At 59.6% G+C, this 24,180-nt stretch carries 22 protein-coding genes and 1 pseudogene; 10 read left to right on the forward strand and 13 right to left on the reverse strand.

Going from position 1 to position 24,180, the window contains the following annotated elements; translation table 11 throughout:
• Window positions 1-85: 85 nt before the first annotated feature.
• The 6 genes from BLR26_RS13205 to BLR26_RS27480 form a co-directional block, all read right to left on the reverse strand.
• The gene (locus tag BLR26_RS13205; protein WP_093381170.1) at window positions 86-394 is read right to left on the reverse strand and encodes a hypothetical protein; all 309 of its coding nucleotides are present in this window, start codon (window positions 392-394) and stop codon (window positions 86-88) included.
• Window positions 387-1,370, reverse strand: coding sequence for an integrase domain-containing protein (locus BLR26_RS13210; protein ID WP_093387455.1), 984 nt, complete (start codon window positions 1,368-1,370; stop codon window positions 387-389). Before BLR26_RS13210 ends, BLR26_RS13205 begins: the two co-directional genes overlap by 8 nt.
• Window positions 1,371-2,318: 948 nt before the next feature.
• Entirely contained in the window at window positions 2,319-3,575 is a 1,257-nt protein-coding gene (locus BLR26_RS13220; RefSeq protein ID WP_093381176.1) for an integrase domain-containing protein, read from the reverse strand.
• 416 nt (window positions 3,576-3,991) lie between these two features.
• Complete coding sequence (locus tag BLR26_RS13225) at window positions 3,992-4,894, reverse strand: HNH endonuclease (protein WP_093381179.1); 903 nt, start codon at window positions 4,892-4,894, stop codon at window positions 3,992-3,994.
• A 207-nt stretch (window positions 4,895-5,101) separates the two neighbouring features.
• On the reverse strand, window positions 5,102-6,064 hold the full coding sequence (locus BLR26_RS13230) for a bifunctional GNAT family N-acetyltransferase/nucleoside diphosphate kinase regulator (RefSeq protein ID WP_093381182.1): 963 nt from the start codon (window positions 6,062-6,064) through the stop codon (window positions 5,102-5,104).
• A gap of 26 nt (window positions 6,065-6,090) precedes the next feature.
• On the reverse strand, window positions 6,091-6,222 hold the full coding sequence (locus BLR26_RS27480; protein ID WP_256326716.1) for a hypothetical protein: 132 nt from the start codon (window positions 6,220-6,222) through the stop codon (window positions 6,091-6,093).
• A gap of 269 nt (window positions 6,223-6,491) precedes the next feature.
• On the opposite strand from BLR26_RS27480, the gene BLR26_RS13235 reads away from it, so the two are divergent.
• Window positions 6,492-6,719 carry a hypothetical protein gene (locus BLR26_RS13235; protein ID WP_093381185.1) on the forward strand — a complete coding sequence of 76 codons (228 nt, stop codon included), beginning with the start codon at window positions 6,492-6,494 and terminating at the stop codon, window positions 6,717-6,719.
• 81 nt (window positions 6,720-6,800) lie between these two features.
• Window positions 6,801-7,091, forward strand: a complete 291-nt coding sequence (locus tag BLR26_RS13240; RefSeq protein ID WP_093381186.1) for a DUF3077 domain-containing protein — start codon at window positions 6,801-6,803, stop codon at window positions 7,089-7,091.
• 64 nt (window positions 7,092-7,155) lie between these two features.
• Here BLR26_RS13240 and BLR26_RS13245 read toward each other — a convergent pair whose 3' ends face one another.
• A complete protein-coding gene (locus BLR26_RS13245) occupies window positions 7,156-8,499 on the reverse strand; it encodes a hypothetical protein (protein ID WP_093381189.1) in 1,344 nt (447 codons plus the stop codon).
• Window positions 8,500-8,611: 112 nt separating this feature from the next.
• Between BLR26_RS13245 and BLR26_RS13250 the strand changes: the two genes are divergently transcribed.
• From BLR26_RS13250 to BLR26_RS13275, 6 genes are all read left to right on the forward strand, one after another.
• Entirely contained in the window at window positions 8,612-9,877 is a 1,266-nt protein-coding gene (locus BLR26_RS13250; protein ID WP_093381192.1) for a phospholipase D-like domain-containing protein, read from the forward strand.
• A 187-nt stretch (window positions 9,878-10,064) separates the two neighbouring features.
• Window positions 10,065-10,973: an NAD synthetase gene (locus tag BLR26_RS13255; RefSeq protein WP_093381195.1), complete on the forward strand. Its 909-nt coding sequence runs from the start codon at window positions 10,065-10,067 to the stop codon at window positions 10,971-10,973.
• Complete coding sequence (locus tag BLR26_RS13260; protein ID WP_093381198.1) at window positions 10,970-11,389, forward strand: hypothetical protein; 420 nt, start codon at window positions 10,970-10,972, stop codon at window positions 11,387-11,389. Before BLR26_RS13255 ends, BLR26_RS13260 begins: the two co-directional genes overlap by 4 nt.
• A 1-nt stretch (window position 11,390) precedes the next feature.
• Window positions 11,391-11,819: a hypothetical protein gene (locus BLR26_RS13265; protein WP_093381201.1), complete on the forward strand. Its 429-nt coding sequence runs from the start codon at window positions 11,391-11,393 to the stop codon at window positions 11,817-11,819.
• Between the two features lie 285 nt (window positions 11,820-12,104).
• Complete coding sequence (locus tag BLR26_RS13270) at window positions 12,105-12,977, forward strand: hypothetical protein (RefSeq protein WP_093381204.1); 873 nt, start codon at window positions 12,105-12,107, stop codon at window positions 12,975-12,977.
• 95 nt (window positions 12,978-13,072) lie between these two features.
• Window positions 13,073-13,825, forward strand: a complete 753-nt coding sequence (locus BLR26_RS13275) for a sulfite exporter TauE/SafE family protein (protein WP_093381207.1) — start codon at window positions 13,073-13,075, stop codon at window positions 13,823-13,825.
• A 3-nt stretch (window positions 13,826-13,828) separates the two neighbouring features.
• Here BLR26_RS13275 and BLR26_RS13280 read toward each other — a convergent pair whose 3' ends face one another.
• Entirely contained in the window at window positions 13,829-15,166 is a 1,338-nt protein-coding gene (locus BLR26_RS13280) for a ferredoxin reductase family protein (RefSeq protein ID WP_093381210.1), read from the reverse strand.
• Between the two features lie 293 nt (window positions 15,167-15,459).
• On the opposite strand from BLR26_RS13280, the gene BLR26_RS27485 reads away from it, so the two are divergent.
• Entirely contained in the window at window positions 15,460-15,792 is a 333-nt protein-coding gene (locus tag BLR26_RS27485) for a YdcA family protein (protein WP_093381213.1), read from the forward strand.
• Window positions 15,793-15,981: 189 nt separating this feature from the next.
• On the opposite strand, the gene BLR26_RS27735 is transcribed toward BLR26_RS27485, so the two are convergent.
• The 4 genes and pseudogenes from BLR26_RS27735 to BLR26_RS13300 all read right to left on the reverse strand — a co-directional run bounded on the left by BLR26_RS27735 (window position 15,982) and on the right by BLR26_RS13300 (window position 21,262).
• Window positions 15,982-16,737, reverse strand: a complete 756-nt coding sequence (locus tag BLR26_RS27735) for a methyl-accepting chemotaxis protein (RefSeq protein WP_371128676.1) — start codon at window positions 16,735-16,737, stop codon at window positions 15,982-15,984.
• Window positions 16,738-16,839: 102 nt separating this feature from the next.
• A pseudogene (locus BLR26_RS27740) lies at window positions 16,840-18,108 on the reverse strand (HAMP domain-containing protein); the annotation flags it as partial.
• A 75-nt stretch (window positions 18,109-18,183) separates the two neighbouring features.
• Complete coding sequence (locus tag BLR26_RS13295) at window positions 18,184-19,572, reverse strand: APC family permease (RefSeq protein ID WP_093381219.1); 1,389 nt, start codon at window positions 19,570-19,572, stop codon at window positions 18,184-18,186.
• A 271-nt stretch (window positions 19,573-19,843) separates the two neighbouring features.
• The gene (locus BLR26_RS13300; protein WP_093381222.1) at window positions 19,844-21,262 is read right to left on the reverse strand and encodes an aminotransferase-like domain-containing protein; all 1,419 of its coding nucleotides are present in this window, start codon (window positions 21,260-21,262) and stop codon (window positions 19,844-19,846) included.
• A 445-nt stretch (window positions 21,263-21,707) separates the two neighbouring features.
• Here BLR26_RS13300 and BLR26_RS13305 point away from each other — a divergent pair, with 445 nt between their 5' ends.
• Window positions 21,708-23,126 carry an amino acid permease gene (locus tag BLR26_RS13305; RefSeq protein WP_045194356.1) on the forward strand — a complete coding sequence of 473 codons (1,419 nt, stop codon included), beginning with the start codon at window positions 21,708-21,710 and terminating at the stop codon, window positions 23,124-23,126.
• A gap of 96 nt (window positions 23,127-23,222) precedes the next feature.
• Here the strand turns inward: BLR26_RS13305 and BLR26_RS13310 are convergent, their stop codons facing one another.
• Window positions 23,223-24,116 carry a LysR family transcriptional regulator gene (locus tag BLR26_RS13310; protein ID WP_371128644.1) on the reverse strand — a complete coding sequence of 298 codons (894 nt, stop codon included), beginning with the start codon at window positions 24,114-24,116 and terminating at the stop codon, window positions 23,223-23,225.
• Between the last annotated feature and the right edge of the window lie 64 nt (window positions 24,117-24,180).

The raw sequence follows: 24,180 nt of genomic DNA on the forward strand, positions 1-24,180 counted from the left end.
CTCAGGCCAGGCTAAAGCTGTCCAAAACACCGAGGCCAGGCGGTGCATGATAATCATAAGCTGATATGCGGTGAGTGCGGGTTGGTCAGGGTCGGCCGTCAGGCCTGCGTATTTCCTGATAGCGGTTGAATACCCATGGCTTTTCTAATCGTCGGGCGAGCAGCCGTATCGTCAGTAGATAGTAATACTGCGAAGACCCACTGCGCCCTTTTAGGCGATGCTCGAGAAACCAAACCACATGCTTCCTCTGCCACCCCCAAGGCGTCTCTCGCTGCCAGCGCTCTGCAATATCAACTTGAATGATCTTCGCCTGCCGCAAATGGCGTTGCCGTGTCGCGCGCGATCCAGTCAGCACGCCAGCCAAGAACACTTCCATATCAAATGGTTTACTCATGCCCGCCACCGATATAGGCAGCGACCACGTCTATCCGACCATGGCCCAGCTCATAGCTGATTTGCCTACGGGCCTCACTATCAAGGCGCGGATCTACTTGGCAACATTGACCGCCGTTGATAGGCGCGCGGTGTTGGGTGATTAGCGCGTAGCGCTCACATGCGTATGCCGCTCGTAGTTCATGGAAGCCTTTGAGGTTGTGTGCTTGGAGTGTGTCCCGTGCAGGGCGGACGATTTCCTGCAGAATGTTCAGGTAGCTTTCGTGTGGCGCAATCAGGTTGCGGCTACCCGCAGGCGACACCTGCAGTGCAAACTCAAGCGCGCGTCGAACATGTTCGTCCACTGCAATCCAGCGGGGTGCCGAGGCACCGGCGCGACCGCCTTTGGTGCCGTCCTGGATGTTGATTTTGCCGAAATCTTTAGCCTCACGGCTTAGCCGTGGCAAGTCAGCCAAGATGGCCTCACGCAAGCGCATGCCGGTGGCTCGCGCCAACAGAACGATCGCTGCGGCCCGTAGCTGATGATGGCTGCAAAGCGCATCGGCGATCTGCTTAACCTGCTCGCGGTCTTGGCCCTGAGGCACCGACTGTCGAACCCCGGTGCGCTGCATGCCCAGCGCCTTGCTCGGGCTTGGCAATTTCACGCACTGATCACCGCGAAGCGCTGCCATGGTCCTGTTAACGCTGGATAGCCGGTTTTGTGCGGTGCTGACGGCGAGGTCACCGCGCCCGACCATTTCGCGCAGATACGCCGCATAGTCTGCCAACACCTTCCGATCAATCTGCCGCGCATCATTGATTCCGGGCCCCTGTTCGGAACGGCACCATTTGACGAATGCCTGCCAGCGATCACAGTGCGCTTTGACCGTACCGTAGTGACCACCGCCGAACATGTCTTTCAATGCCTGCGGCCCTGCATAGCTCAATTGTCTGCCGTAACCGAAATTGCGGCCATCGCGTCTATCTACCAATGCCATGTCAGTCACCTCATCATCCGATCTCCAACCCTCGCCCCCCGTCATCCCGCCAAGAATGCTGAGTGTTATCAGGGATCAAGGCCCCTGCGACCTGTGGGGATGTCCTCTAACGCGGGACTGGCGGCTCCTTACGACCGGGAGCAAGGGCATCTCATGATCTGGCCTCCTGAGCACCGTTGCCGGTGGGCGGGTGGAGGCTGCATTGGCTGACGAGACCAGCGCCGCGAGATCCTGAGCCAGGTGCAAGCAGCAATGCGATGACCGGGGCATGCCTGACTGTCAGTCAGGTGCAGTCCATTCCTTGGTCTGCGGCACCATCATCTACATGGCTGTTGCTGGTGACATCGGCGTTTGTCACGCCGATTGTCACGAGGGGAATTGCCGCAAAGCCATGTGCGATCAGGGCTGCAGCAGTGGTAGAAGTGCCCGTCTCTTTCCAGAAGAAAGAGACGGGCACAGGTTGGCGCAAAATTCGGCCAAGCGGATGGGGTTGCTGCAGGGCAGCACAGTACGGTGTCGCTGGCGCACGAGGGCCATGAGATTAGAGAGCATCCATCACCGGAGAGGTGACCGGGCGAGCTGCCGGATGCGAATCGCCCTTGGGGAGAACCACCGCGGGAGCGGCGTGACCTTTAGGGTTCGGGTCACCTGGGGTGCTGTCATCGACAGCCTTTGCACAGCCAGTTCTACGCCTGTGGATAAACCCGGTCAAGGGCCGAAATTCAGCGCTCTTGGGGACGTGAAAAGCGGTTATCCACTGGTGGAATTCCGTGGTAAATCTCGGACAACGTCGTGGCTTTTAGCTCTTCACGGTGAGGTCCATCCAAACAGGGCGGCTTTGCAGCCCTGTTTGGATGGACCCGCGCTGAGAAGCGGATGAGCGAGGCTGCTCGCCCTGAATCTTGAGCGCTCAGTTGCTGTCGCCGCCGTTATTGCGCCTGTACAGCGCTAGCGGATCGGCACCACGTTTTTGTCTCTGACTTGGCCGTACGCTGAGGCGAGCAGGCTGCCGGTGGCGGCCTTCTGGATGTACTCACTCCACCAAGCCATCATCGGGCGCCGGCGCTCGATGTAGTCGGCTCGGTTGTAGGCGCTGCGCACCTCATCTTTGTCGACATGCGCCAGTGCGACCTCAATTAGCTCCGGGTCCCACCCATGCTCATTCAAGATGGTGCTGGCCATCGAACGCATGCCGTGACTAACCAACCGATCCTGGAACCCCATGCGTTTCAATGCCATGTTGGCCGTTTGGCTATTGGCATGAGTACGCGGGTTTCTGTCTGCCGGGAAGACGTATTCTCGATGGCCGCTGTGAGTCTTCAGTGACTCCAACAGTGCGACCGCGTGATCACTCAACGGAATGCTGTGTGGGCGGCGCTTCTTCATCCGCTCCGGTGGGATAGTCCAGACACGCCTTTCAAAGTCGATGTCAGCCCAGCGAGTAGTTGCCGCCTCGGCGGGGCGAGTCATCGTGTGCAACTGCCATTCGATCAGGCAACGGGTGGTGCGTTTGATGCTGGCGTTCGCGATCTCCAGCATGAGCTCGGGGAGCTCTTCGGGCGGAAGCGCAGCCATGTTCTCTTTCTTGGGCTTCTTGAAGACTGCCCTGATGCCGCTGAGCGGGTTGGCGAAGATCAGGCCGGAGTTTACGCCGTAGGTCATGATCTCGTTTAGCCGCTGGCTGAGACGCTTGACTGTCTCCAGGCTGCCTTTCGCCTCGATGGGGCGGAGCGATGCGATCACCATCGGCGCGGTGATTTTTGCGAGTGGTGTCGTTCTCAAGTCGGGGAATACATGCAACGTGAGCGACCGCCAAATGTCCTCGGCGTAGGCCGGGGTGACCGAGTCCTTCTTGAGCTCGAACCAGGCGGTGGCCACGTTCTCGAAGGTATGTTCCGTTTCTGCGCGTTTGGCTTCATTCAACGTATTGCGCTGCACCTTCGGATCGATGCCTTGGGCGAGCAGCTCGCGCGCTTCGACTGCCTTCTTTCGTGCGTTCGCCAGCGACAGTTCGGGGTAGGTCCCGAAGCCGATGTTGATGCGCTTCTTGGTCACCGGTTCGCGGTAGTTGAAATTCCACAGCAACGAGCCGTTGCTGCGTACGCGGAGCTGCAAACCGTCGCCGTCCGTGAGGACGTAATCCTTGGACGCGGGTTTGACTCCCTTGAGTTGTCGATCGGAGAGGCGGAGGTTTTGAGCAGGCATGAGATTGTCCTCAAGCACTGATTCGGTATTCCAAAGATTAGCACCGGGTGAGCTGGAATACCGCCTGGAATACCCGAATGGCTGGAACTCAAAAACTCTTGAAAGACCGCAAAAGCGCTGGAGGCCGCGTATTTACTGAGTCGCAGGCACAAAAAAAGACGTCCGTGGACGTCTTTTTTTGATCATTTGGTGGAGCCGGGGGATTTGAACCCCCGTCACACCCTTGCTAAATATTGGTTTCCTCAGGGGTTGGTCGAGCACATTGAGTCCGAGATACTAAGCAAACCCACCATTGTCCCCTTGAAGCCTGAGGTTCTATGGTTGCAGATCTTTTTCCTTGTCAATTGATTTTGATTTCGGGCAAAAAGGACCGTGTAGATCAATGGAGCGGAGTTTACTCGATCTGGAAACGCCCCCTACGCAAAACTAAATCGCTTGCGATGCTTCTCAAGATAGCGGCGATTGCCCTCACTCAAGGCCGGAATCGATGTGTACTGGTCCAGCCCTAGAATTTTGTGTTCCTCCACTGCCAAATCGTCGCTGATCAGCAGTCGCCCATCCTCACCAAAGGAAATCAATCCACAGTCGAAGAGTCGATCAATATGGGTGGCCAGCAGCAGTCCGTTGTCTGTATCCAGCCGGGCATTGTTGTCGGCTAAGGCCCAAGCTTGAATGTGCGAGGCAACTAATAGGTTGGGATTTTTTAGCCCGGTCAACGCACACTTTTTCTCCCAGCGTTTGAGCAATCCTGTTCGAAACGTGCCTTGGCCAACTCGAGCCTTTACGAGCGCTTCTCGAGTCGTAACGGAAGGGGTTTCTCCTGGCGAGCCAGCATCAACGAGCTGGTCTTCGTAGTCAGCAATAACCTCAGCTTGCTCCAACAAGTACAGCGCAGCATCGGCAGGCAACTGCGCCATGTAGATCTGATTCACACTACCTTTGTTGTTGAACAACGATGGCTCTGTGCGGGCATCGAATTGTGCCTGATAGGTGGGTGCAATGTCGTCGCTGCGCAAGAGGTGCTTGAGGTCGGTGAGGGTGATATCGACTCGGTGCCCTTGGTTGCTCCACTCGTTGAACGAGCGAGTTGGAGGGCGTTCGGCTTGGTAGGCATCGCGCTCGGCTTTGGCAATCGCGCGTAGGTAGTTGTCGTGGTAACAGAAGATCAAGTCTCCGGCTTTAACTTTACCGACGTTGTCCCAGTGGCGACGGGTTTGTACCTTGCCGGCTTGTGTACGCGAACTCAGTGGGGCCCAGAGAAAATTGCCGGCCCTGGCCTCTTTGTGCGTTGTACCTAGGTTCACCCAGAAAAATTGCATCTCGCGTCCTTACAGGTCTGGCATATCGCCAGCAACCATACCGCGAGATCCTACGAAAATGAAGGAATGGTCCTACTTGTTGTTACCAAATCGAGCGCAGGAAGGAGGTCCTCTGGCCAAGTCCTGACCTTGTCCACCCTGTCTGCATCAGGCACGGAAATCGTTGGGGATCTTCGTGCCTGATGGAGCACTTAGCCAAAGGCTCAATTACAGGTGGAAATCGCCCGCAGCCTCTGGCTGGTAAAGTACTTTCCTGATCCCGATCCGGCGAGTCCGGTCAGAAACTCGCCAGTCGATGGCGTCCCCCTCCTGATAGCCGAGGATGGCGGCGCCGATGTCGGAACACACGGAATACTTTCCGGCGCTGCTGTCTGCGTCTTCAGGGTAGACCAGGGCCACTTCGATCTCTTCGTCGTCCAGTTGCAGCAAGGCCCTGGAGTTCATCGTGACGACATTGCGCGCCACCTGCTGCGGCGTGACGACAATGGCTCGCTCTAGCTCATGTTCGAGTTCAACAACCGCCGGGCCTTGTTCGAGCGCGATCAGGCCCTCGAGCCTGGCCTTGTCGATTTCGGTGATGTAGATCTCAGTGGAATCGGCCACGGCACCTTCGCGCAGGTACTGGAGATAGCGCGCCGCCGTCATGGAAAATGACTTCAATGTCGGTGTTTCGCTTTCAAGCAGAAAGCCGCTGCGCACAAAGGCTTTCAGCGAGCGGGTGTTGTCGGGGTGGATCTTGGCGATGAGTTTCTCGGCGCGCATGTCGAGGAAGGCCAGTTTCATGCCTTCGCGGATTGTGCGCGCGCCAAGGTTTCGGCCCCATTTGTCGCTGTCTCCGATGACCAGGACGATTTCGCAATTAGGGCCGGTCTTGATGAGACGGACAAAGCCCACCGGGGCGTCATGCCGGTCGTAGGCCATGAAGAATCGGCCGCCCCGGTTGAATAGATGGGTCAGGATCGGCAATTGGGTTCGATCGATAACTTGCTCGATGGAGCGGGAGACATGACGCGAATCGCTCAAGTAGCAGGTAACGCGCTCATCTTCCAACCAATCCATGAGCGTCAGTGCGTGTGCCCGAGTAATTTCCGGGCACAGCGAAATGAAAGGCTTGTTCATCTTCACCACAGTTATTTGGAAAGAATGAAAGCCCTTCATGGCTATGGCCATGACGGTTCTTTCGGCAACCGGCCATTTTATGGCAAAACGCTAGTGAATGGCGAATAGCCTGCGCACTCTGGCAGGCTTTTGCCGTTCTTTTCGATGACCTTGCCGATGAACATCCGCCCCTCAAAATCTTCAGAATTTCCTGATTCCATGTAGTCCATTTCCCAATCATACTCGCACCGCCTTTAAGCCATTGCAGTGGTTCCTTTGGCGCTCTAGTCTCCGCCAGTCGTTGCCAATTCAACGACCGGTTTTGACAGACCGAATTCAAAGTGAATCCGCATGTGCTCGCGTTATGGCGGCTGTACGTGGGGCACCTTCGTGTGCGCCGGGTTTTCCTTTGCTTTGCCGGTCTGTCAACCCACGTATGGCTGCCACCTTTTGTTTGACAGCAAATGTGTGGCGGCTCCGTAAAGCAAAGGAGTTCGTAATGTTAAAAATCGTCCCCGACCCACCTCACCACCCCAACCAATCCCTCGAAGACCTCCTGGTCCAGACCTCCGGATACCTGGTCCGCGCCCAGACCATCGCCCGACAATCCGTCCTGCTCCATCCCAAAGCTCCCGACCAGGTCCTCACCTTGGCGACCCTGCATGAAATCGAACACGCCTGGGCTCTGGTCGAAGTGGCCTTGAGCAAGGTGCAGTCACGCCACTGAGTGGCCAATAAGCAGACGCCCGCGTTGCTGACGAAATCCCTTGGCAACGCGGGCTAGCGATTTCAGCAGGAGGACCTGTCAATGGATGAGGATTTGAAAGCAGTCAGCACCTATAAGACCGCTGGCATCGCGGCCTTCGGTGAAGGCGAAAGTGGGCATTCCACACAAAGGCTGTTCCGCGTCGAGCCCGGACACAGTGCGGCGTTCGCTCTGGAGCAGTCGTCGCTGCTGATGGGCTGCGTAAACCGGTTGACCCTGCAGGCCGGCATCGAGCACGACCCCAAGCTGGTCTGGGCGGCGCATTACCTCAGCGGCATGGCCAAAGCTCTGGTGGAGGATGTGGCTCACGCCATGCTGGACCGGCCGCAATGACGCAGCTGTTGGACCAGCGCTCGCCGAAGAGGCCGAGGCGATGACTGCGGGCGGGCAGCGCGGGCTAGTCCTGCGCCTCGTCTTCAAGCAAACGCAGCACCAGCGGCTCGATATCCAAAGCGCCTTTATGGTTAGCGTCCAGCAACTCGAGGTTCAACACCCAGTGCTTTTTCCCACGGCTCACTAGCTGAATCACCCCGAGGTCCTCAAGGATCGCAGCCAGGCGGCTCGACTCCGGCACCCGCTGTTGCCGGTTGATTGCCTGGTAGTAAGCGGTGCCGATGCCTTCTTCGCTGGTGCCGGCCGGCACACCGTCGGCGCTGTTGGCCAAGGGGAATTGACCGCGACCGAACTGCTGCCACAGGTAGTTGAGGGTGTCGTTGATTACCGGCAGCGGGTAGCGGGTGATGCTCTTGCCCAGGGTTTCGAAGCCCTGGTCGGTCAGGCGATAGAGAAAAGCCTTGCGCTGTGTCGGCGTCCAGCCTTCAGTCCAGCCGACTGTTGGCACAATTACTTCGCTCTGGCTGGTAGCCTTTGGCTGCGAATTCGTTACCGTACCGCCGCCCAGGTCGTAGCCGATCATGAACAACGCCGCTTCCAGGCGTCGCAACGGGCTGCTGCCTGTACCGTCGTCCTGGTTGAAGCCGCTGTGCTTTGCATTGTCATGGGCGAGCACCGCCGCCAGTATCTGGCTGGCGCGGATGTTCCACTGCGCGTGCAGGGTGCCGGCCTGCAGCGGCGGGAACTGCAAGTTGCCCTGGGACGGATCGCGCTGTTTGCAGATGCCCTTGTTCGGCCTGGCCGACGCCCAGGGGAAGGCCAGCTCGGGCGGAACCTGGGTAAGTTCAGGCTCGACCTGCTTGCAAAATTTCACCACCGCCCAGCCCAGCGCGGCAGCAACGCGGCTGTCGTAAATCACCAACTGCTTGCAGATCAGCGAGTAGACCTTGGTCATGCCGGCGTTGAAGCGCAGCTCGGGGTCCAGTAGCAGTTGATGATTCAGAGCACCGCTGTCGATTGCGTCGCGAGTGTGGATCAACAGCTGGGCCAAGCCCTCGGCATTGTTGGTCAGCCAACTGACGTTACCGTTTTGTACGCCACCCCAGATCATCACATCAATGGCTGCGCGGCTGGCGGCGAGGTCTTCAGGCGCGGGCGCCAGGGCGCGTTGCAGTTGCTGCTCAAGCGCCGTCAGTGCGCGGGTGTTACTGGTGATGTCGCTGCCCTTGTCGATGTCCAGGTGCGCAATCGCCGGGTGCGGCCAGTGGTAGGTTTCATAGGCGTTGAACAGGCTGCTGCAGTGCCAGGGCTCGCCACTCATGCGGTTCTGGTAGCCGTGGGCGAGGGTGGCGTTGTCCAGGTTGGCGCTCATCCATGCAATGAAGGCATCGAGCAGGGGCTGGGCCATGGCGGTTTCCTTGTAGGGCGGCTTGGGCGTGCGAGGGGCGGGATTTTGGGCTAATCGGTTGATAGTGGCAATGTAGTATTATCGGCAGAGATTCGTACAAGGTAGCCGACGATTGAAGTTCACTAGCAATATCGTGCCGCTGATAAAAGAACAGCTGCAAAACGACAAGGTTGATCTGAAGATTTTCTCGCCGTACCTGACCGGTTCGGTCGCGCTGGAAATTGCCCAGCTGGGTAAAAGCGCCAAAGTTTATACGTTGGTCAATGTGCAGGTGCTTGCCTCTGGCGCCTCCAGTTACAGTGCCATCAAATCCCTCCTGAAGAAAAAGATCCCGGTTTACTACTTGCCCAATCTTCACGCGAAGATGGTCGTTGCCAAGGACCGCTTTGTGATCTTGGGCAGCCAGAATTTTACCGAGCGGGGTGCGAGCGCGAATTTTGAGACCAACGTTCGCGTTCTTGGGGTCAGCAAGGGCGTTGAGGCATTGGTGGCGAAGATGGAGCGTAAGGCCACTTTGCTGACGTCGGGCTTTTTGGAGTCGGTTAACAATGCTGCGAAGGCGCTGGCTGGCAAATACGATGCGTTGCGCAAGCAGGCCGAAGAACTGGATCGCGACTTGATTGCTGCTGAAAAATCGCGTGCAAGTGTGCAACGCGGCGAGCGGGCAATCGATGCCGAGGTTCGCTCGGAGTTGGCCAAGCGGCCGCAGTCCAACCCCAGAAAGTGCACCATCGTTTCGCGCTACGATGAAAAAAACGCCAAGCTTCAACATTCGTTGAAAGGCGAAGAACTGTTGACCTGGTCCGTCGGCAAGGCCCCCCACGAGCTCAAGCCTCAGCACCGCTATTTGTGTATATCCGGTGCCGGCAAGCTCGGCTGGGTCAGGGTGAACAGAACGGTGTACTCGTTCATTGAAAACCAGATCGATATGGAAAAGGGCGAAATCAGAGGCCAGGTGCAGTGGGAGGTTGGCGTTGATGCAACCGAGCAGGCGTGCAAGGCGAGGAGGGGCGGGTACAACTTGCGTGTGGCGGTTGCTGACCACCAGGGTAATGAGCTGTGCCATGTGTTCATGCGCTACAACACCGAAGACCTTGATATCGATCCTGCCGTCTTGCTCAGGAGCACAGACACGCCCAAAGCGCCGATTGCCGAGCGACGCAAAGCAGCCGAATGGATCAACGCCAATACGCAGAGCTTCAAGGAAGATATCAAGCGGATTATCACGACACCGTTCAAGTTCCAGGAAAAACTGACCGGAGATCGGGCAGACAAGTTCTTCGGCGGTGATGGAACCTCGCACCTGCTCTGCCTGGTCGAACTGAGCTCAAACGTAGCGTTACAGGTGATTGACCCGGTGGAAACAATGGCTGGGTAACAGGTCTACAAGTGCTCTGAGGGTTTCTTCCTACAAGGCATTGTTTTCATTCTTGTTTTGAGTGTGTAGGACGACATAACCGGCAAAAATACACTTCTGAAACGTTGGTTTTTAGCTGCTAAAACTAGGCCGCTCAAGCGCCTGCAACCTTCGGGTTTGCAGGCGCTTTCACGTTTCAGGAGACCCCATGAACGACTCAAGGATGAGCGGGCTTGGCGCGAGCCCGTCGCAGTACTTTGCGCGCCAGCGGATTGAGAGTCTGGTCAATGTGCCGAGGTTGTTTGCGGCGATTGATGCCGACCCTGGGATTGTTGGGGCAGGGGTGGTGTACATCGATGCGGACTACAACGTGGTGACGTTGCGGGAGTTTCGGCCGATTTGTAGTGTGCTGCCCAAGCGGGTGGTGTTGCGGGAGGTGAAAAGGTATTTGGCTCCTGCACAGTATCTGGAGCAGCTCAGCAGCGATCCACGAGAGCCTAGAGTTTTCGAGAGGCTATTGGGTACTGCTGCCACCTGCGTGAGTACCTACATCAGTTGGCGGGTGCTATACAGCGGTTCCATTGCCGTAGCTTTCGGCGGCCCGGTTGGCGTCGCGATTTCGGTTGTGAGCACAGCGGCCGTCGTGGCAGGAATTGGACTGTGTGTTATCGGGGGTATGAGAACCACTATTGAAGTTGCCAAGCCTGAACTGAATGATTTCCTAGATGATATGGTTGCTGTGCGTTTAATTGAGTCGTCGCTTGAAGCCATTTCGTCTGCGGGGTTGGCAACTTCTTCTATGAGTATTTTTCGGCTTTTACAGGTTCGTAGGAACGCTACAGATAGAGGTTGGTTCGATCTGCTGAGAGGGCTGAGTCGTCAACAGCGCAAGAGTTTGACGGCAGAATTGCTATCAATCAAACACCCTTCGTTAACTGCTAAGCAGATCAGGTTGCAGCAGCGTTTAGGCAATCTACCTAAGCGATATACACCAACAGAGATCAAACATTCCACTACCACTTTGATCAAGGACGCATTGGGTGTGGCATTGGGGATTGGTAGTAATACTAACGTCCAGACAATCGTCTTGGGGCTTTTTGAGGAATTAGACGAATGATGCTAGTTCCTGCGGTCGTCGAACGAATGATGCGATATTTTTCGTATTTTGCAAACGGTTTTTTTCTTGCGCTGTTTTCCATGGTTTTTGCGTCGGTACATGTTCTAGGTGTTTATCTGCATGACGTTGAGCAGGTAATGCTGGCGGTACTTGGGGCTTCGTTTGTATTGTTCCTAGCTCACATCTTGTTGCTGAGAGGCTTTGTCCACGCTGTCTGGATCACCGTTGCGCTTGTTTTGACTAGCCTTTTAGCAACTTTTGCTACATACGGGGCATCGACTAACCGTGTGTTTTTCGCAGTGTCGTTGATCACTGCATTATCTGCCCTGCTCACGATCAACAGCCGCCGTTACCGGATGATGTGCAAACGCCTAGTGGTGATACGTAAGCAGCGTAAAAAGTGGAGAGTCCGTTGAGATGAGCATGGCTTCGCGGTTTTCACACCGCTACTTCCCCGTCTATGCCGCAGCATTGATGTTGAGCTGTTTTTCCTTCTCACTGGCGATAGCACTCGCGAGCCTGATTCATTTCAAGACCCATCCCGACCTACCCGAGTACATCATTTCTTCACTCGTGGTCTGCTCTTTGCTGCTGAGCGTGGGCAACATGCTTCAGCTTCGAGGGCGGCGCTCCGGCATATGGCTTGTCGTCATGGTGCTTGGCGCGTGCATGCTACTAACCCTTTCCACCTATGGCCCCCGCACGCCCATGCCACTTTTTACCCTGGCGCTGTTGGCACCGTTGCTGGCTCTGCTTTTGTTCAACAGCGAGCGCCACCGCGAGATGCGACGGCGGCTGATGAGGTTGCGGGAGAGGGAGAACCGAGGACGGGACGGGTTCACTTAGCGAGTTCGGCAAGGAGAACGGGCCAGTGCTAGATCCGTCGCAATTGCCGGCTTACATACGTCAATGCTCACTCCTTGCTATGGAGCGGATTTTTCCTGACTTTCATCTCCTTCACCGATGCGATCATCCGCCTGGGAGAGGCGTGTTTCGCAGGTGGCGCTGTTGGCGTATAACAGCCGCCGTTATCGAGAAATGAGCAAAACCCTGTCGGATATCCGGCGCAATCACTTCAAGCCTGTGTCTGGCAAACGATAAAATCGAACCCTCACCCTCAAAGGTTCACGGATGAATCACCAAGAACAAATCAACGCGTGCCTGCGCCGCAATTTTCCGCTGCTGACCTTGAGCTGGTTGCTGTCCGTTGCTTCCCTCATGAGCCTGATGCTGGTGATTAACGGCGCACACTCTCTGAGCGCCATGAGTTCATCCGACATCTTGCGCGGCGTGAAGAACGGCGTGGTTATCCCGACCCTGCTGCACCTCTTGCTGGTGTGGGGGAGCACGCGGTTGATCTGGTGGTTGGTGGCACTGCTGGTGTGTTGCTTGCTGGTCGCTTTGGGGATGTATGCCCAGCGTCCACCTGGGCTGGTTTATTACCTGGCGCTTTTCTGTCCCCTGGCTGGCCTGCTGGTGTTCAACAGCCAGGGCTATCGGCGGCTATATGCAAGGTTTGTCGAGATCAGCAAGGCTCCGCGAGCCAAGCGCTTGCCCGGTGAGCCTGTGGATGTGTTGCGGTATCCAGGAATGGCGGCGTTCTTGGGGCGTTACATGGGCCGCTCCTGCGCCGCGCTTTTCTTGACCATGGCCTCTATTGCGCTGGCAACGGTGCAGCTGGAGTACGCCTACTTTGCCGGGCATCTCGAGAACATGGGGTATGTGCTGATTGTGATTTTGCTCGGGGCGGCGGTGTGTGGCGTAGGCGCTGGTCTGATCGCTAACGGTTTTGCCTGGGGGGTATGGTGTCTCGTTGCGGTTGCGGTGACGAGTCTGCTGATGGCCATCGCCAGTTTGGGAGCCGGTCTCCATCTGTTTTTTTCCGCGACGTCGATTGCACTGCCCTCGGTGGCGCTGGTTTTGTTGAACAGTCACCACCATCGGCAGTTTTGTAAACGTTTTGCGGTGCTGCGGCGGTTGCGGTTGCGTAAGGCTGGTAAGTGATCTGGCGGCCTTATCGCGGGGCAAGCCCGCTCCCACTGTAATAGCATGTGTGCCAGTTCTGATTCTCCGTCATCACGAAAAGGACGCCACTCCTCATGGACCCTCTTTACCTGATCGCCCTCGGCGCCATGGTCGCCGGCTTTGTCCAGGGCCTGTCGGGCTTTGCCTTCGGCATGGTCGCGATGTCGTTCTGGGCCTGGAGCCTGGAGCCGCAGGTGGCGGCGGTGTTGACGGTGTTCGGCGGGCTGACCGGGCAGTTGATTGCGGCGTTCAGCATGCGCCGGGGCTTTCGCTGGGGATTGTTGTGGCCGTTTGTGCTGGGCGGGCTGGCGGGCATTCCCATGGGGGTGTGGGTGTTGCCTTACCTGGATATGCTCTGGTTCAAGGCGGTGTTCGGCACCTTGCTGGTGCTCTGGTGCCCGTTGATGTTGGCCGCACCGCGCTTGCCGCGGTTGCGCGGCGGGCGTCTGGCAGACGGGGTGGTGGGGATGGCGGGCGGGGCGCTGGGTGGCATCGGTGGTTTTACCGGTACGGTACCGACGCTGTGGTGCACGCTGCGCGGCTTTGATCGCGACGCGCAGCGAGCGGTAATCCAGAACTTCAATCTGTCGATGTTGATGGTGACCATGCTCACGTACCTGGGCACTGGCCTGGTGACCGCGTCGATGCTGCCGATGTTCGCGGTGGTGGCGCCGGCGATGCTGCTGCCGACGCTGATCGGTACGCGGGTGTACATCGGCATCAGCGAGGTGACCTTCCGCCGGTTGGTACTGGGCCTGTTGACCCTGTCCGGGGTGGCGATGCTGGTGGCGGCCGTGCCCGGGTTGCTGGCGCGCCACGTGCTCTGATCGTCAGCGCATCTGGAACAACTCCTGGTGGAAGTCTTTCGGCTTCAGCCCATGGGCTACCAGGTCGTCACGCAGGGCCTGGCCAAAGTCCGCAGGCCCGCAGTACCAGAAACTCGCCTGCTGCCAGTCGGCAACTTCCTTGCGCAGGCGTTCGCCACTGAGCCGGCCATTTTGGCCAGACACACACAGGTGCAAACGCACGCCGGCCGCGGCCGCGTCGGCGCGCAGGTTGTCGATGGCGTCGGCAGCATCCGCGCCGCACGGGTGGAACAGGTCGATACTGTGTTGCCGGTCCGGCTCCAGCGCCAGTTGCTTGAGCCGGGCCACGAAGGGGGTGATGCCAATGCCGGCGCCGATCCAGACCTGCCGGGGCTTTTGGTCTTCGAAGGTGAAGCAGCCGTAGGGGCCTTCCACTGTCACCGGGTCGCCTTCTTTCAGCCGCGTTGGCAGCCGCCGGGTGTGGTCGCCCAGGCCTTTGGTGATAAAGCGCAGTTGCGCCGCTTGCGGGTCCCAGGCCGAGGCGATGGTGTACGGGTGCGGCCCCTCCGATTCGGATGAGGTCACAAAAGCAAACTGGCCAGCCTGGTGCCCGGGCCAGCCCGCTTGCAGGGCGATGTGGGTTTCCAGCAGGTTCGCCTGCGGGTAGTGGATCAGGGTCTGGATCTGGCCCTGGACCTTGCGCTGCTTGCCGATGCGCTTGAACAGTGCCTGCAATGCCGCCAGCGTGCCGCCCACCAGCAGCAGTGCGGTGACGATGCCGATGGGTTGCAGCCAGTAGTCGAACTTGAGCAGCACCACGGTGTGAAACACCAGCACCAGATAGAGCGCAGCCAGCACCGTGTGGGTCTTGGCAAACCAGTGGTACGGGAAGCGCTTGACCAGGGCCAGGATGATCAGCACGCCGATGGCGTAGAACGCCCATTCCCCCAGGGTTTCGGCCAGGCCGCGCTGGCCGCGCAGCGCCTGCTCGATCGCGCCGAGTTCCGGCGCCGCGCCGCCGCCCTTGGCCGGCTTGACCAGCCAACCCCAGCCAACCGCCCACTTGGTGCCCTTGGCCCAGACCCAATGCACGCTGCCGAATACCAGGGCGCTGATGCCGAGCCATTTGTGCAGCCGGTACATTTTGTCGAGCCCGCCCAGCAGCGGTTCCGGGCGGCGTGGGCGCACGGCCAGCATCATCGCCACGCTCATGGCGGCGATGGCGATGACGCCGGTGTATTGCACCAGCACTGAACGTAGCGAGAAGTAAGTCAGTGGGGTGGGCACAAAGGTATCTGCCAGTGCCCATAGCAGGGTCAAGCCGATGAACAACGTCCACAACACTATCTTGATGCGCTTCAACTCTACTCTCCACCGTGAATGGTGTAGACATTCTCGACATTAAACGGGCAGTTGCGGGCATCTGTTGATAGGTTAACTGGTTAAATATTGATATAGATCAATCAGTTAGCGATTAAGGTGAGATTTTTCGCTGGACTTTGCTGTGAACGTTACTCATTACGCCTTTAGCGGATCGCCACCGGGTTGATAGTCGACGGGGACAATCAGCTTTGCCCTGGGAGCACGGATGGCCGGGTTTTGCTGAGCTATGGCAACGCTGATAGCATTCGGCCATATTCTACGGAGGGAATGCTGTGGCACGTTGTTTTTACGGGCGGCTAGGGTTGGCCCTGGTACTGGTGTTGGCTGCGTCCACGGCGTTGGCGGGCAACACGCCTTGCTCCGGGCGCAAGGGGGGGATTGCTGGATGTGATGGCGATCTGTTTTTGTGTAATGACGGGTCGATCAGTGCGTCGAAACGCAGTTGCACGGCGTATAGGGGCGGCAGTGCTGCGCGGCCTTCACTGCAGTCGTTGCGCGGGGCGAGTGAGGGCTGTGGTTGTGGGACCGGAAGCTTCTGCACGGGGCCGCGGGGTGGGGTGTACTGCCTGACGCCCAGTGGCAAGAAGAGTTATCGGCGGCGGTGAGATCGTGCATTGGCTGCTGGTCCCATCGCGGGTCAAGTCGAGTCGTCGCACCGCCGCTCCCACAGTGAATCTGTGTATGCCGGCCCTGTGGGAGCTGGACTTGCCAGCGATCGAGCGCGCAGCGGTCGCAATCCTAGCCTCATCGCGGGTCAAGTCGAGTCGTCGCACCGCCGCTCCCACAGGGGAGCGCTACACCCGGAACATCTGCATCAACCCCTGCTGATGATTGGCCAGGCGGTTCAGCGCCTGGCTGATCTGCGCCGATTCTTGCGCCTGCCCCGACAGCGACTCGGTCACGTCGCGAATCCCCGCTACGTTGCGGTTCACTTCTTCGGCCACCGCGCTTTGCTCTTCGGCCGCCGAGGCGATCTGCAGGTTCATGTCGGTGATCACCGTCACCGCTTCGCCAATTCGCTGCAGCGCCGGTAGCGCCTGTTCGGCCTGGGCGACGCTGTCCTGGGCCTGGCGGTGGCTGCTGTGCATGGTGTCGACCACTTCGCGGGTGCCTTGTTGCAGGCCTTCGATCACCACGCGGATTTCGTCCACCGAGTCCTGGGTGCGTTTGGCCAGGTTGCGCACCTCATCGGCCACTACCGCAAAGCCGCGCCCGGCCTCGCCAGCGCGGGCCGCTTCGATGGCGGCGTTGAGGGCCAGCAGGTTGGTCTGCTCGGCGATGGCGCGGATCACTTCCAGCACCGAGCCGATCTGCTCGCTGCGGCTGGCCAGTTGCTGGACTTCTTGCATGCCGGCGGTCATTTCATTGGCCAGGCGTTCGATCGCCTGGGTGGTGTTGCGGATCATGCTCAGGCCTTCGCGGCTGGCAAGGTCGGCGCCGCGCGCAGCTTCGGCGGCTTGCGCGGCGTTGCGGGCGACATCCTGGGCGGTGGCGCTCATTTCCTGGGAGGCTGTGGCTACCTGGTCAACCTCGCGGTATTGCTGCTGCATGCCGGCGCTGGTCTGGCTGGCAATCGCCGCCGATTGGTCGGCGGTGCTGCGCGCATCCTGCACCGAGGCTTTGACGTCGGCAATCACCGGTTGCAGCTTGTCGAGGAAGCGGTTGAACCAGTGGGTCAATTCGCCGAGTTCGTCCTTGTTGGCGTAGTCCAGGCGCCGGGTCAGGTCGCCTTCGCCGCTGGCGATATCTTTGAGCATCGCCGCCACACTTAAAATCGGCCGGGTCACGCCACGGGCGGTCAGCCAGATCACCACCAGGCCCACCAAGGCCGCGGCCAGGGCCATCAGCAGGCTGCTGAGGTTGGCGCTGCTGTTGTGCGCGTCCAGGCGCGCGTTGAGTTCAATCGCCGGCGCTTGCAGCACCTGTTCGGGCACTTCCAGCAGCACGCTCCACGGTTGTGCGCCGGGCACCGGGGCGAACGACTGGCTGACCTGCAGCACGCCGTTGTCGCTGAACTCAGCCGCCTTGCCGGCGCGCATCTGCGCGGCCACGGCGCTGGCGTGCTGGCCGAACACTTGCTCGAATTTCTTGCTTAGCTGCGCGGCATCGCGGCTATGCCCGGCGAGCAAACCGGCGGGGCTGACGATGCTGACCTGGCCGTTGCCGTCGAACAGCTCCTTGCGCCCGTCCAGGCTCAGTTGCTGCAGGTTGTCGAGGCTGATGTCCAAGCCCATGACGCCGACGATCTTGCCGTCCTGCTTGAGCGGGAAGGCGATGCTGGTCATCAATGGCGTACGGTCGCCGACGCTGTCGAAGTACGGATCGACTACACAGGCTTCACCGGTTTCCAGCGGGCAGGTGAGCCAGCGGTTGTAGGCCGAGCCGTTGGCCGACAGGCTGGTGTCGGCAAGCATCGACTCGGGCATGGCTTCAGACTCCAGCTCGCCGGGCTTGGGCTGCGACCAGTACAGCGAGAAGCGTCCGTTCTCGTTGCTGCCGACCGCGGCCTGATCGCTGAAGGCGCTGTCCTTGCCGTCCAGGGCGTTGGGCAGGAACACCAGGTACAGGCCGAGCAGGTCGGGGTTCTTGCCCAAGGCCTTGCGGGTCTGTTCGGTCAGGTCGTGGCGCAGGTTGTCGTTGCCTTGGGCCTTCAAGAACATCACCAGTTGCGCGACGCCATCGCCATACAGGTACGCATCGCGAAAGTAGCGCTGGATATTCGCCGCCTGCAGCTGGGCCGAGGTGTGCAGGCGCAGCCGTGCGTTGTGGTCGAGCATCTGCGTGTTGGCAGTGTTGACCAGCGCGGCGCTGCGGCTCGACTGCATCAGCGTGGCCGCCATCAGCACCACCACGATGGCTAGCAGGCACAGGCCGGCGAGCAAAGTGATCTTCCATTGAATCAGCAGGCGGCGCAGCAGCATGAGGGCGTCCTTGTTCTGTCGGGTTGTTGAATGCACAAAGCCCGTCAGTATCGACGGGCTGTTTCCTACGGGCAGTTACTCGGCAATGAAGCTGGGCGGTGCGACCCTGAAGGCTTTGGTCAGGTACGCCAGGTACAACACCCCCAGCGTCGCCCACACCCCGCCGAACAGCAGCGAGTGGCTGTCCAGGTCCAGCCAGAGGATGGCGATGATACAAAAGCCGATGGTCGGCACCACCAGGTACTTGAGCTTGTCCAGCCAGGTCTTGTTGCAGCCTTCGCGCAGGTAGCAGTGCACGATCACCGAGAGGTTGACGAAGCTGAAGGCCACCAGCGCGCCGAAGTTGATCACCGAGGTGGCGGTCACCAGGTCGAAGAAGATCGCCGACAGCGAGATCAGCCCGACGATGGCGATGTTGATCACCGGGGTTTTCCATTTACCGTGCAGGCGGCCGAAGTAGCGCCGCGGGATGACGTTGTCGCGGCCCATGACGTACAACAGGCGCGACACGCTGGCTTGCGAAGCCAGGCCCGAGGCCAGGGTATTGATGAAGGTGCAGCAGATGAAGATCGACTGGAACAGCTTGCCGCCGACATACAGGGCGATTTCCGGCAGGGCCGCTTCGTGGTCCTGGAACCGGTCCATGGTCGGGAAAAACGCCTGGATGTAGTAGGACACGACGATGAACACCAGGCCGCCGATCAAGGCAATCAGGAAGATCGCCCGTGGGATGACTTTCTGCGCGTTCTCGGTTTCTTCCGACAGGGTGGTCACCGCATCGAAACCCAGGAACGAAAAGCAGAGGATGGTGGCGCCGGCGACCAGGGCGTTGAAGTGCGTGCCTTGGTCGGCAAACGGCAGCAGGCTCCACGAAGTGCCGAGGCCTTCGCCGCTGTGCAGGCCGCGTATGGTGAGGTAGATGAACACGCCGATGATCAGCGCCTGGATGGCGACGAACAAGGTGTTGAAGTTGGCCACCAGGTTGATGCTGCGCATGTTGATCAGGCTCATCACCGTGACGAAGCCCACCACCCAGACCCAGGCCGGCACCTCGGGGAACATCACCGACAGGTAGAGCTTGGCCAGCAGGGCGTTGACCATCGGCAGTAGCAGGTAATCGAGCAGCGACGACCAGCCGACCAGAAAGCCCACGTGTGGGTTGATTGCCCGGCGCGTGTAGGTATAGGCCGAACCAGACTCGGGAAAGCGCCGAACCAGCACGCCATAACTGACCGCGGTGAAGAGGATGCCCAGCAGCGCCAGCACGTAGGCGCTGGGCACATGCCCATTGGTGATGCCGGAGACGATGCCGAAGGTATCGAACACGGTCATCGGGGCGATGTAGGCCAGGCCAATGATGACCACTTGCCAGAGTTTCAGGGTCTTTTTGAAGTGTGCGTCCGCTGCGGAGTCGAGAACCGTTCCTGTGTTCTGCTGGTGTGCTGCACGCGAAGAGACTGGCATGGATGGCGCTTGCCCGTAGGGTTTGAAATTATTTTTATGAAGGTGAGGCAGGGAGGGAAAATAAGAAGAGTGACAGAGGTGTGTCAATTAAATTTTTACAAGAAATTTCTGGTTGGTACGGTGCGGGGTTCGAAAAAGCGATCTGTGTGGCTCTATGGCGGGGTTTTTGGGTAAGAGTGCGTGTTGAATAAAATAGACGCTGAGCTTTGTGTTTTTCAAAGTAATCGATTTATATCGATTACCTTGTCGCCATCGCGGGGCAAGCCCGCTCCTACTGACGCCGCCCATGCTTGACCAGCAATTTCTCAAGCTTCTCCCACAACGCCGCGTCGGTACTGAACGCGACGTTGAAGCGCATCCACCCGGTCGCTTGTGAGTCGACCATGAACAACTGCCCGGGGCCGAGCATGATGCCTTGCTCCAGGGCGTCGTCGACCAGCGCCGCGCTGTCGGCGATGGCCGGGTGGCGGGTCCACAGGTACATGCCTTCATCGCCTTCGATAAAGCGCTCGAAACCCAGCCGCGTGAGCTGTTCGCTGACCTGCTGCTGCGCATCGGCCAGGCGCTGGCGCAGGCGTTTGAGGTGCTTACGCCAGCGGCCGTCGGTGATGGCCGCGTACACCACCCGTTCCATCACCTGCGAGGTGGTCAGGCCCGAACGCATTTTCAGTTGCAGCAGTTGCTGCATCAGTTCGGGGTTGGCCAGCATGAAACCGACCCGCACATTCGGCGAGATGCTCTTCGAGTAGCTGCCGACGTACACCACCTGCTGTAGATGATCGAGGCTGGTCAGGCACGGCAGCGGCTCGTTGATCATGTCGGCGTAGAGGTTGTTCTCCACCAGGCGAAAGCCGTGGCGCGCGGCCAGTTGCAGCAGGCGGTGCAGTTGCGCCAGCGGCGTGCGCGAGGCGGTCGGGCTGTGCAGGTGCGGCTGGGTGAAGAACACCGTCGGCCGGTGGTGTTCGAGCAGCCGTTCGAGGTGGTCGAGGTCGTATCCGTTGGGCGTGCGCGGTACGCCCAGAAGGGTCGCGCCCTGAAAGCGCAAAATGCTCATCAGGTTGGGGTAGCCGGGGTCGTCCACCAGCACCACGTCGCCCGGGCGCACCAGGGTGCGCACGGCCAGGTCCAGGGCCTGGCTGGCGCCGTGGGTGAGCATCAGCTGGTTGGGGTTGGCGACGATGCGCAGGTCCTGTTGCAGGTTCTGCGCGGTGAGGGTGCGCAGTTCCAGCAGGCCCATGGGGTCGCCGTAACCGCTCAGTTCCAGCACGCTGCTGGCAACCTGGCGCATGCCCCGGCGCAGGCCGTCTTCGAACATCCAGTCGTTGGGCAGCCAGCCGCAGCCGGGCTTGAACGCAAGCTGGCGGCTTTCGAAGATTTGCTGCAGGTACCACTCGGAGTTGAATTCCGGCTTGCCCGGCGCCGGCTCACTGGCCTGGCTTTCGATCAGCTCCACGGCCGAGCGGTTGACGAAGAACCCGGCATTGCCGCGGCTGACCAGCAAACCCTGGGCGACCAGGCGGTCGTAGGCTTCGACCACGGTGAATGTACTGACCGAATAGGTGGCGGCGAAGGCCCGGATCGAGGGCACCTTGGCACCGGGTTTGAGGGTCTGGTTCTCGATCAACTCCCGCAGCCCGTTGATGATCTGGTTGACCAGCGGGGGCGATGCGTCGGGTCGTAATTCAAGCATGGGGAAGCTGTGCCTTCAGGTGTGCGTAACGCCGGGCGCCTGCAGGAAAACGCGGTGTACTGCATCGGCGGCCTGTACAGTGCAGTGGATTTTTCATCGCGCTGTGCATGGCTCTATGTGTCGGACATTTTTACATTAGGGGTCTGTTATCGCTAGCTAAAGCACGTTGAAGCAGTATGAATAATCACAATGACACACATGCTTTCACCCTTGGGCACCGCCCAACCGCTCCTTGCGCACAGGTGGCACTGACCCGCCATCGCGCCATTGCACCGTTCAATCCGACCAGAGGTAATCCGCTGGCCCTGTGAGCAGCGTCGCCGACCCATGACCTGGGCCGGGCGATTGCGGCTGCCCGCACCTTTACCGATTCGAATGGGTGAGACCGCTGTAGCAGGCGGTGTCACGAGTTTCCTTGCATAAAAAGAACACGAGGTAGCTACTGATGGACGCAACATCCACATCCACTTCCACAGCGAAGGTGGAGCACGAGAGCAAGCTCAGCGCTTCGCTCAAGTCTCGCCACCTGACCATGATGTCGATCGCCGGGGTTATCGGCGGGGCATTGTTCGTCGGCTCCGGCAGTGTGATTCACAGCGCCGGCCCCGCGGCCATCCTGGCCTACCTGGCCGGCGGCATCCTGGTGGTGCTGATCATGCGCATGCTCGGTGAAATGGCGACTTCATCGCCCGACACCGGCTCGTTCTCCACCTACGCCGAGCGCGCCATCGGCCGCTGGGCGGGCTTTACCATCGGCTGGTTGTACTGGTGGTTCTGGGTGATTTTGATGGCCTGGGAAGCCTACGTCGCCGGCAAGATTCTGCACGGCTGGTTCCCGTCGATCAGCGTCAACGTGTTCGTCCTGGCCACCACCCTGGTGCTGATCAGCGTCAACTTCTTCAACGTCAAGCACTACGGCGAGTTCGAGTTCTGGTTCGCCTTGATAAAGGTGGTGGCGATCATCTGTTTCCTGGTGGTCTGCGGGTTGGCGGTAGTCAACCTGTGGCCCACCGGTGAAGTCCACGGCCTGAGCAACCTCACCGCCCAAGGCTTCATGCCCAACGGCATGGAGGCGGTGGTGGTGGCCATGCTCGGGGTGATGTTCGCCTTCCTCGGCGCCGAAATCGTCACCATTGCTGCCGCCGAGTCGAAGAACCCGTCCGAGCAGATCGTCAAGGCGACCAACTCGGTGGTCTGGCGGGTGTGCCTGTTCTACGTCGGCTCGATCTTCCTGATCGTCGCCCTGGTGCCGTGGAACGACCCGCTGATGGGCACCTCGGGCTACGGCTCGTACCGTCGTACCCTGGAGCTGCTGGGTATTCCGGGTGCGGAATTTGTGATGAACTTCGTGGTGCTGACTTCGGTAAGCAGCTGCCTGATCTCGGCGCACTACACCGCCTCGCGCATGCTGTTCTCGCTGTCGACCCGTGGTGATGCACCGTCGTTCTTCAAGATCACCCGTGCCGGTACCGGCGTGCCGGTGTTCTCGATCATCGGCTCGTGCTCGGTGGCGGTGTTCGTGGCCCTGATCAACTTCAGCGAAACCCTGCGCCCGAAAGATGTGCTCGACGTGCTGATGAACACCACCGGCATGATCGCCTTGCTGGTGTACCTGGTGATCGCCTTCTCGCAACTGAAGATGCGCCGCAAGCTCGAAGCCGAGGGCAAGCCGATCCGCCTGAAAATGTGGCTGTTCCCGTGGCTGACCTACCTGGTGATCGTGTTCATCATCGGCTGCCTGGTAACCATGGCCTTTGTCCCGGACTACCAGGTGCTGGTGTTCTCCACCGGTGCGGCGGCGATTGTCGTGGCCCTGATGGGCGCGGTATTGCACGTGCGGGCGGCGAAAAAAGCGCTGTCCTGAAGCACCCGATCGCGGGTCAAGCCCGCTCCCACAGGTTATACAAACCTCCTGTGGGAGCGGCGGTGCGGCGACCCGACTTGACCCGCGATTTGGCCCTCAAGTTACCCGCAAAATCTCCCCCACCAACCAGCCCAGCGCCCGGTCCTGCCCGCGCTGGGCCAGGTGTACCAGCTCAAGCTCGAACGCCTCCAGCGCAAACGGCAAGTCATGCAGCTGCAACGGCAGCAGCGTGGCGAAGTGACGTGCCAGTTGCGTCGGCAGCACCACGCACAAGTCCGACGCCGCCACCAGGTGCGCCGCCTGCAGGTAGTTGGGCGTGGTGTAGACGATCTGCCGCGCCAGGCCTTGTTCCCCCAGCCATTGATCGACCATGCCGCGAGTCTGCCCGCCATGCACCCAGAGGTGGCGCAGGCGCAGGAAGGTGTCCAGATCCAGTGCGCCGTTCACCAGCGGATGATCCTGGCGCAGGGCAATCTGCAAGGTCTCGTTGCGCCAGTGATGACGGGCAAAGCGCGCCGGAATCTCGTCGAAGCGCCCCAGCACCAGGTCCAGCTGGCCACGGTCGAGGGCATCCACCGGCAGGCTTGGCGCCAGCGGGGCGATGTCCAGGCGCAGGTTCGGCGCGCGCTCCTGCAGGCGGCGCAGCAGGCCGGGCATGCACAGCTGTTCGACGAAGTCGGTCATGGCAATGCGAAAGGTCTGCCGGCTCAGGTGCGGGTCGAAGCTTTCACCGACATTCAGCGTTTGCTCGATCTGCTGCAGCGCCGAGCGGATCGGGCCTTCCAGGGCCAGGGCCTTGGGCGTCGGTTGCATGCGCCGGCCGATGCGCACCAGCAGCGGGTCGTCGAGCAGTTCGCGCAGGCGCGCCAGGGCATTGCTCACCGTCGGCTGGCTGAGGGCCAGGCGCTCGGCGGCGCGTGAGACATTCTGCTCGCGCAGCAGCACGTCGAGGATGCGCAGCAGGTTGAGGTCGAAGGTAGATATATTCATATTGCAAATATCACACATATGAAAATGAAATTTCTCAAATAGTAGGCAGCTGCTTAGGGTGTCG

The organism is Pseudomonas sp. UC 17F4 (assembly GCF_900101695.1).
Lineage (GTDB): Bacteria > Pseudomonadota > Gammaproteobacteria > Pseudomonadales > Pseudomonadaceae > Aquipseudomonas.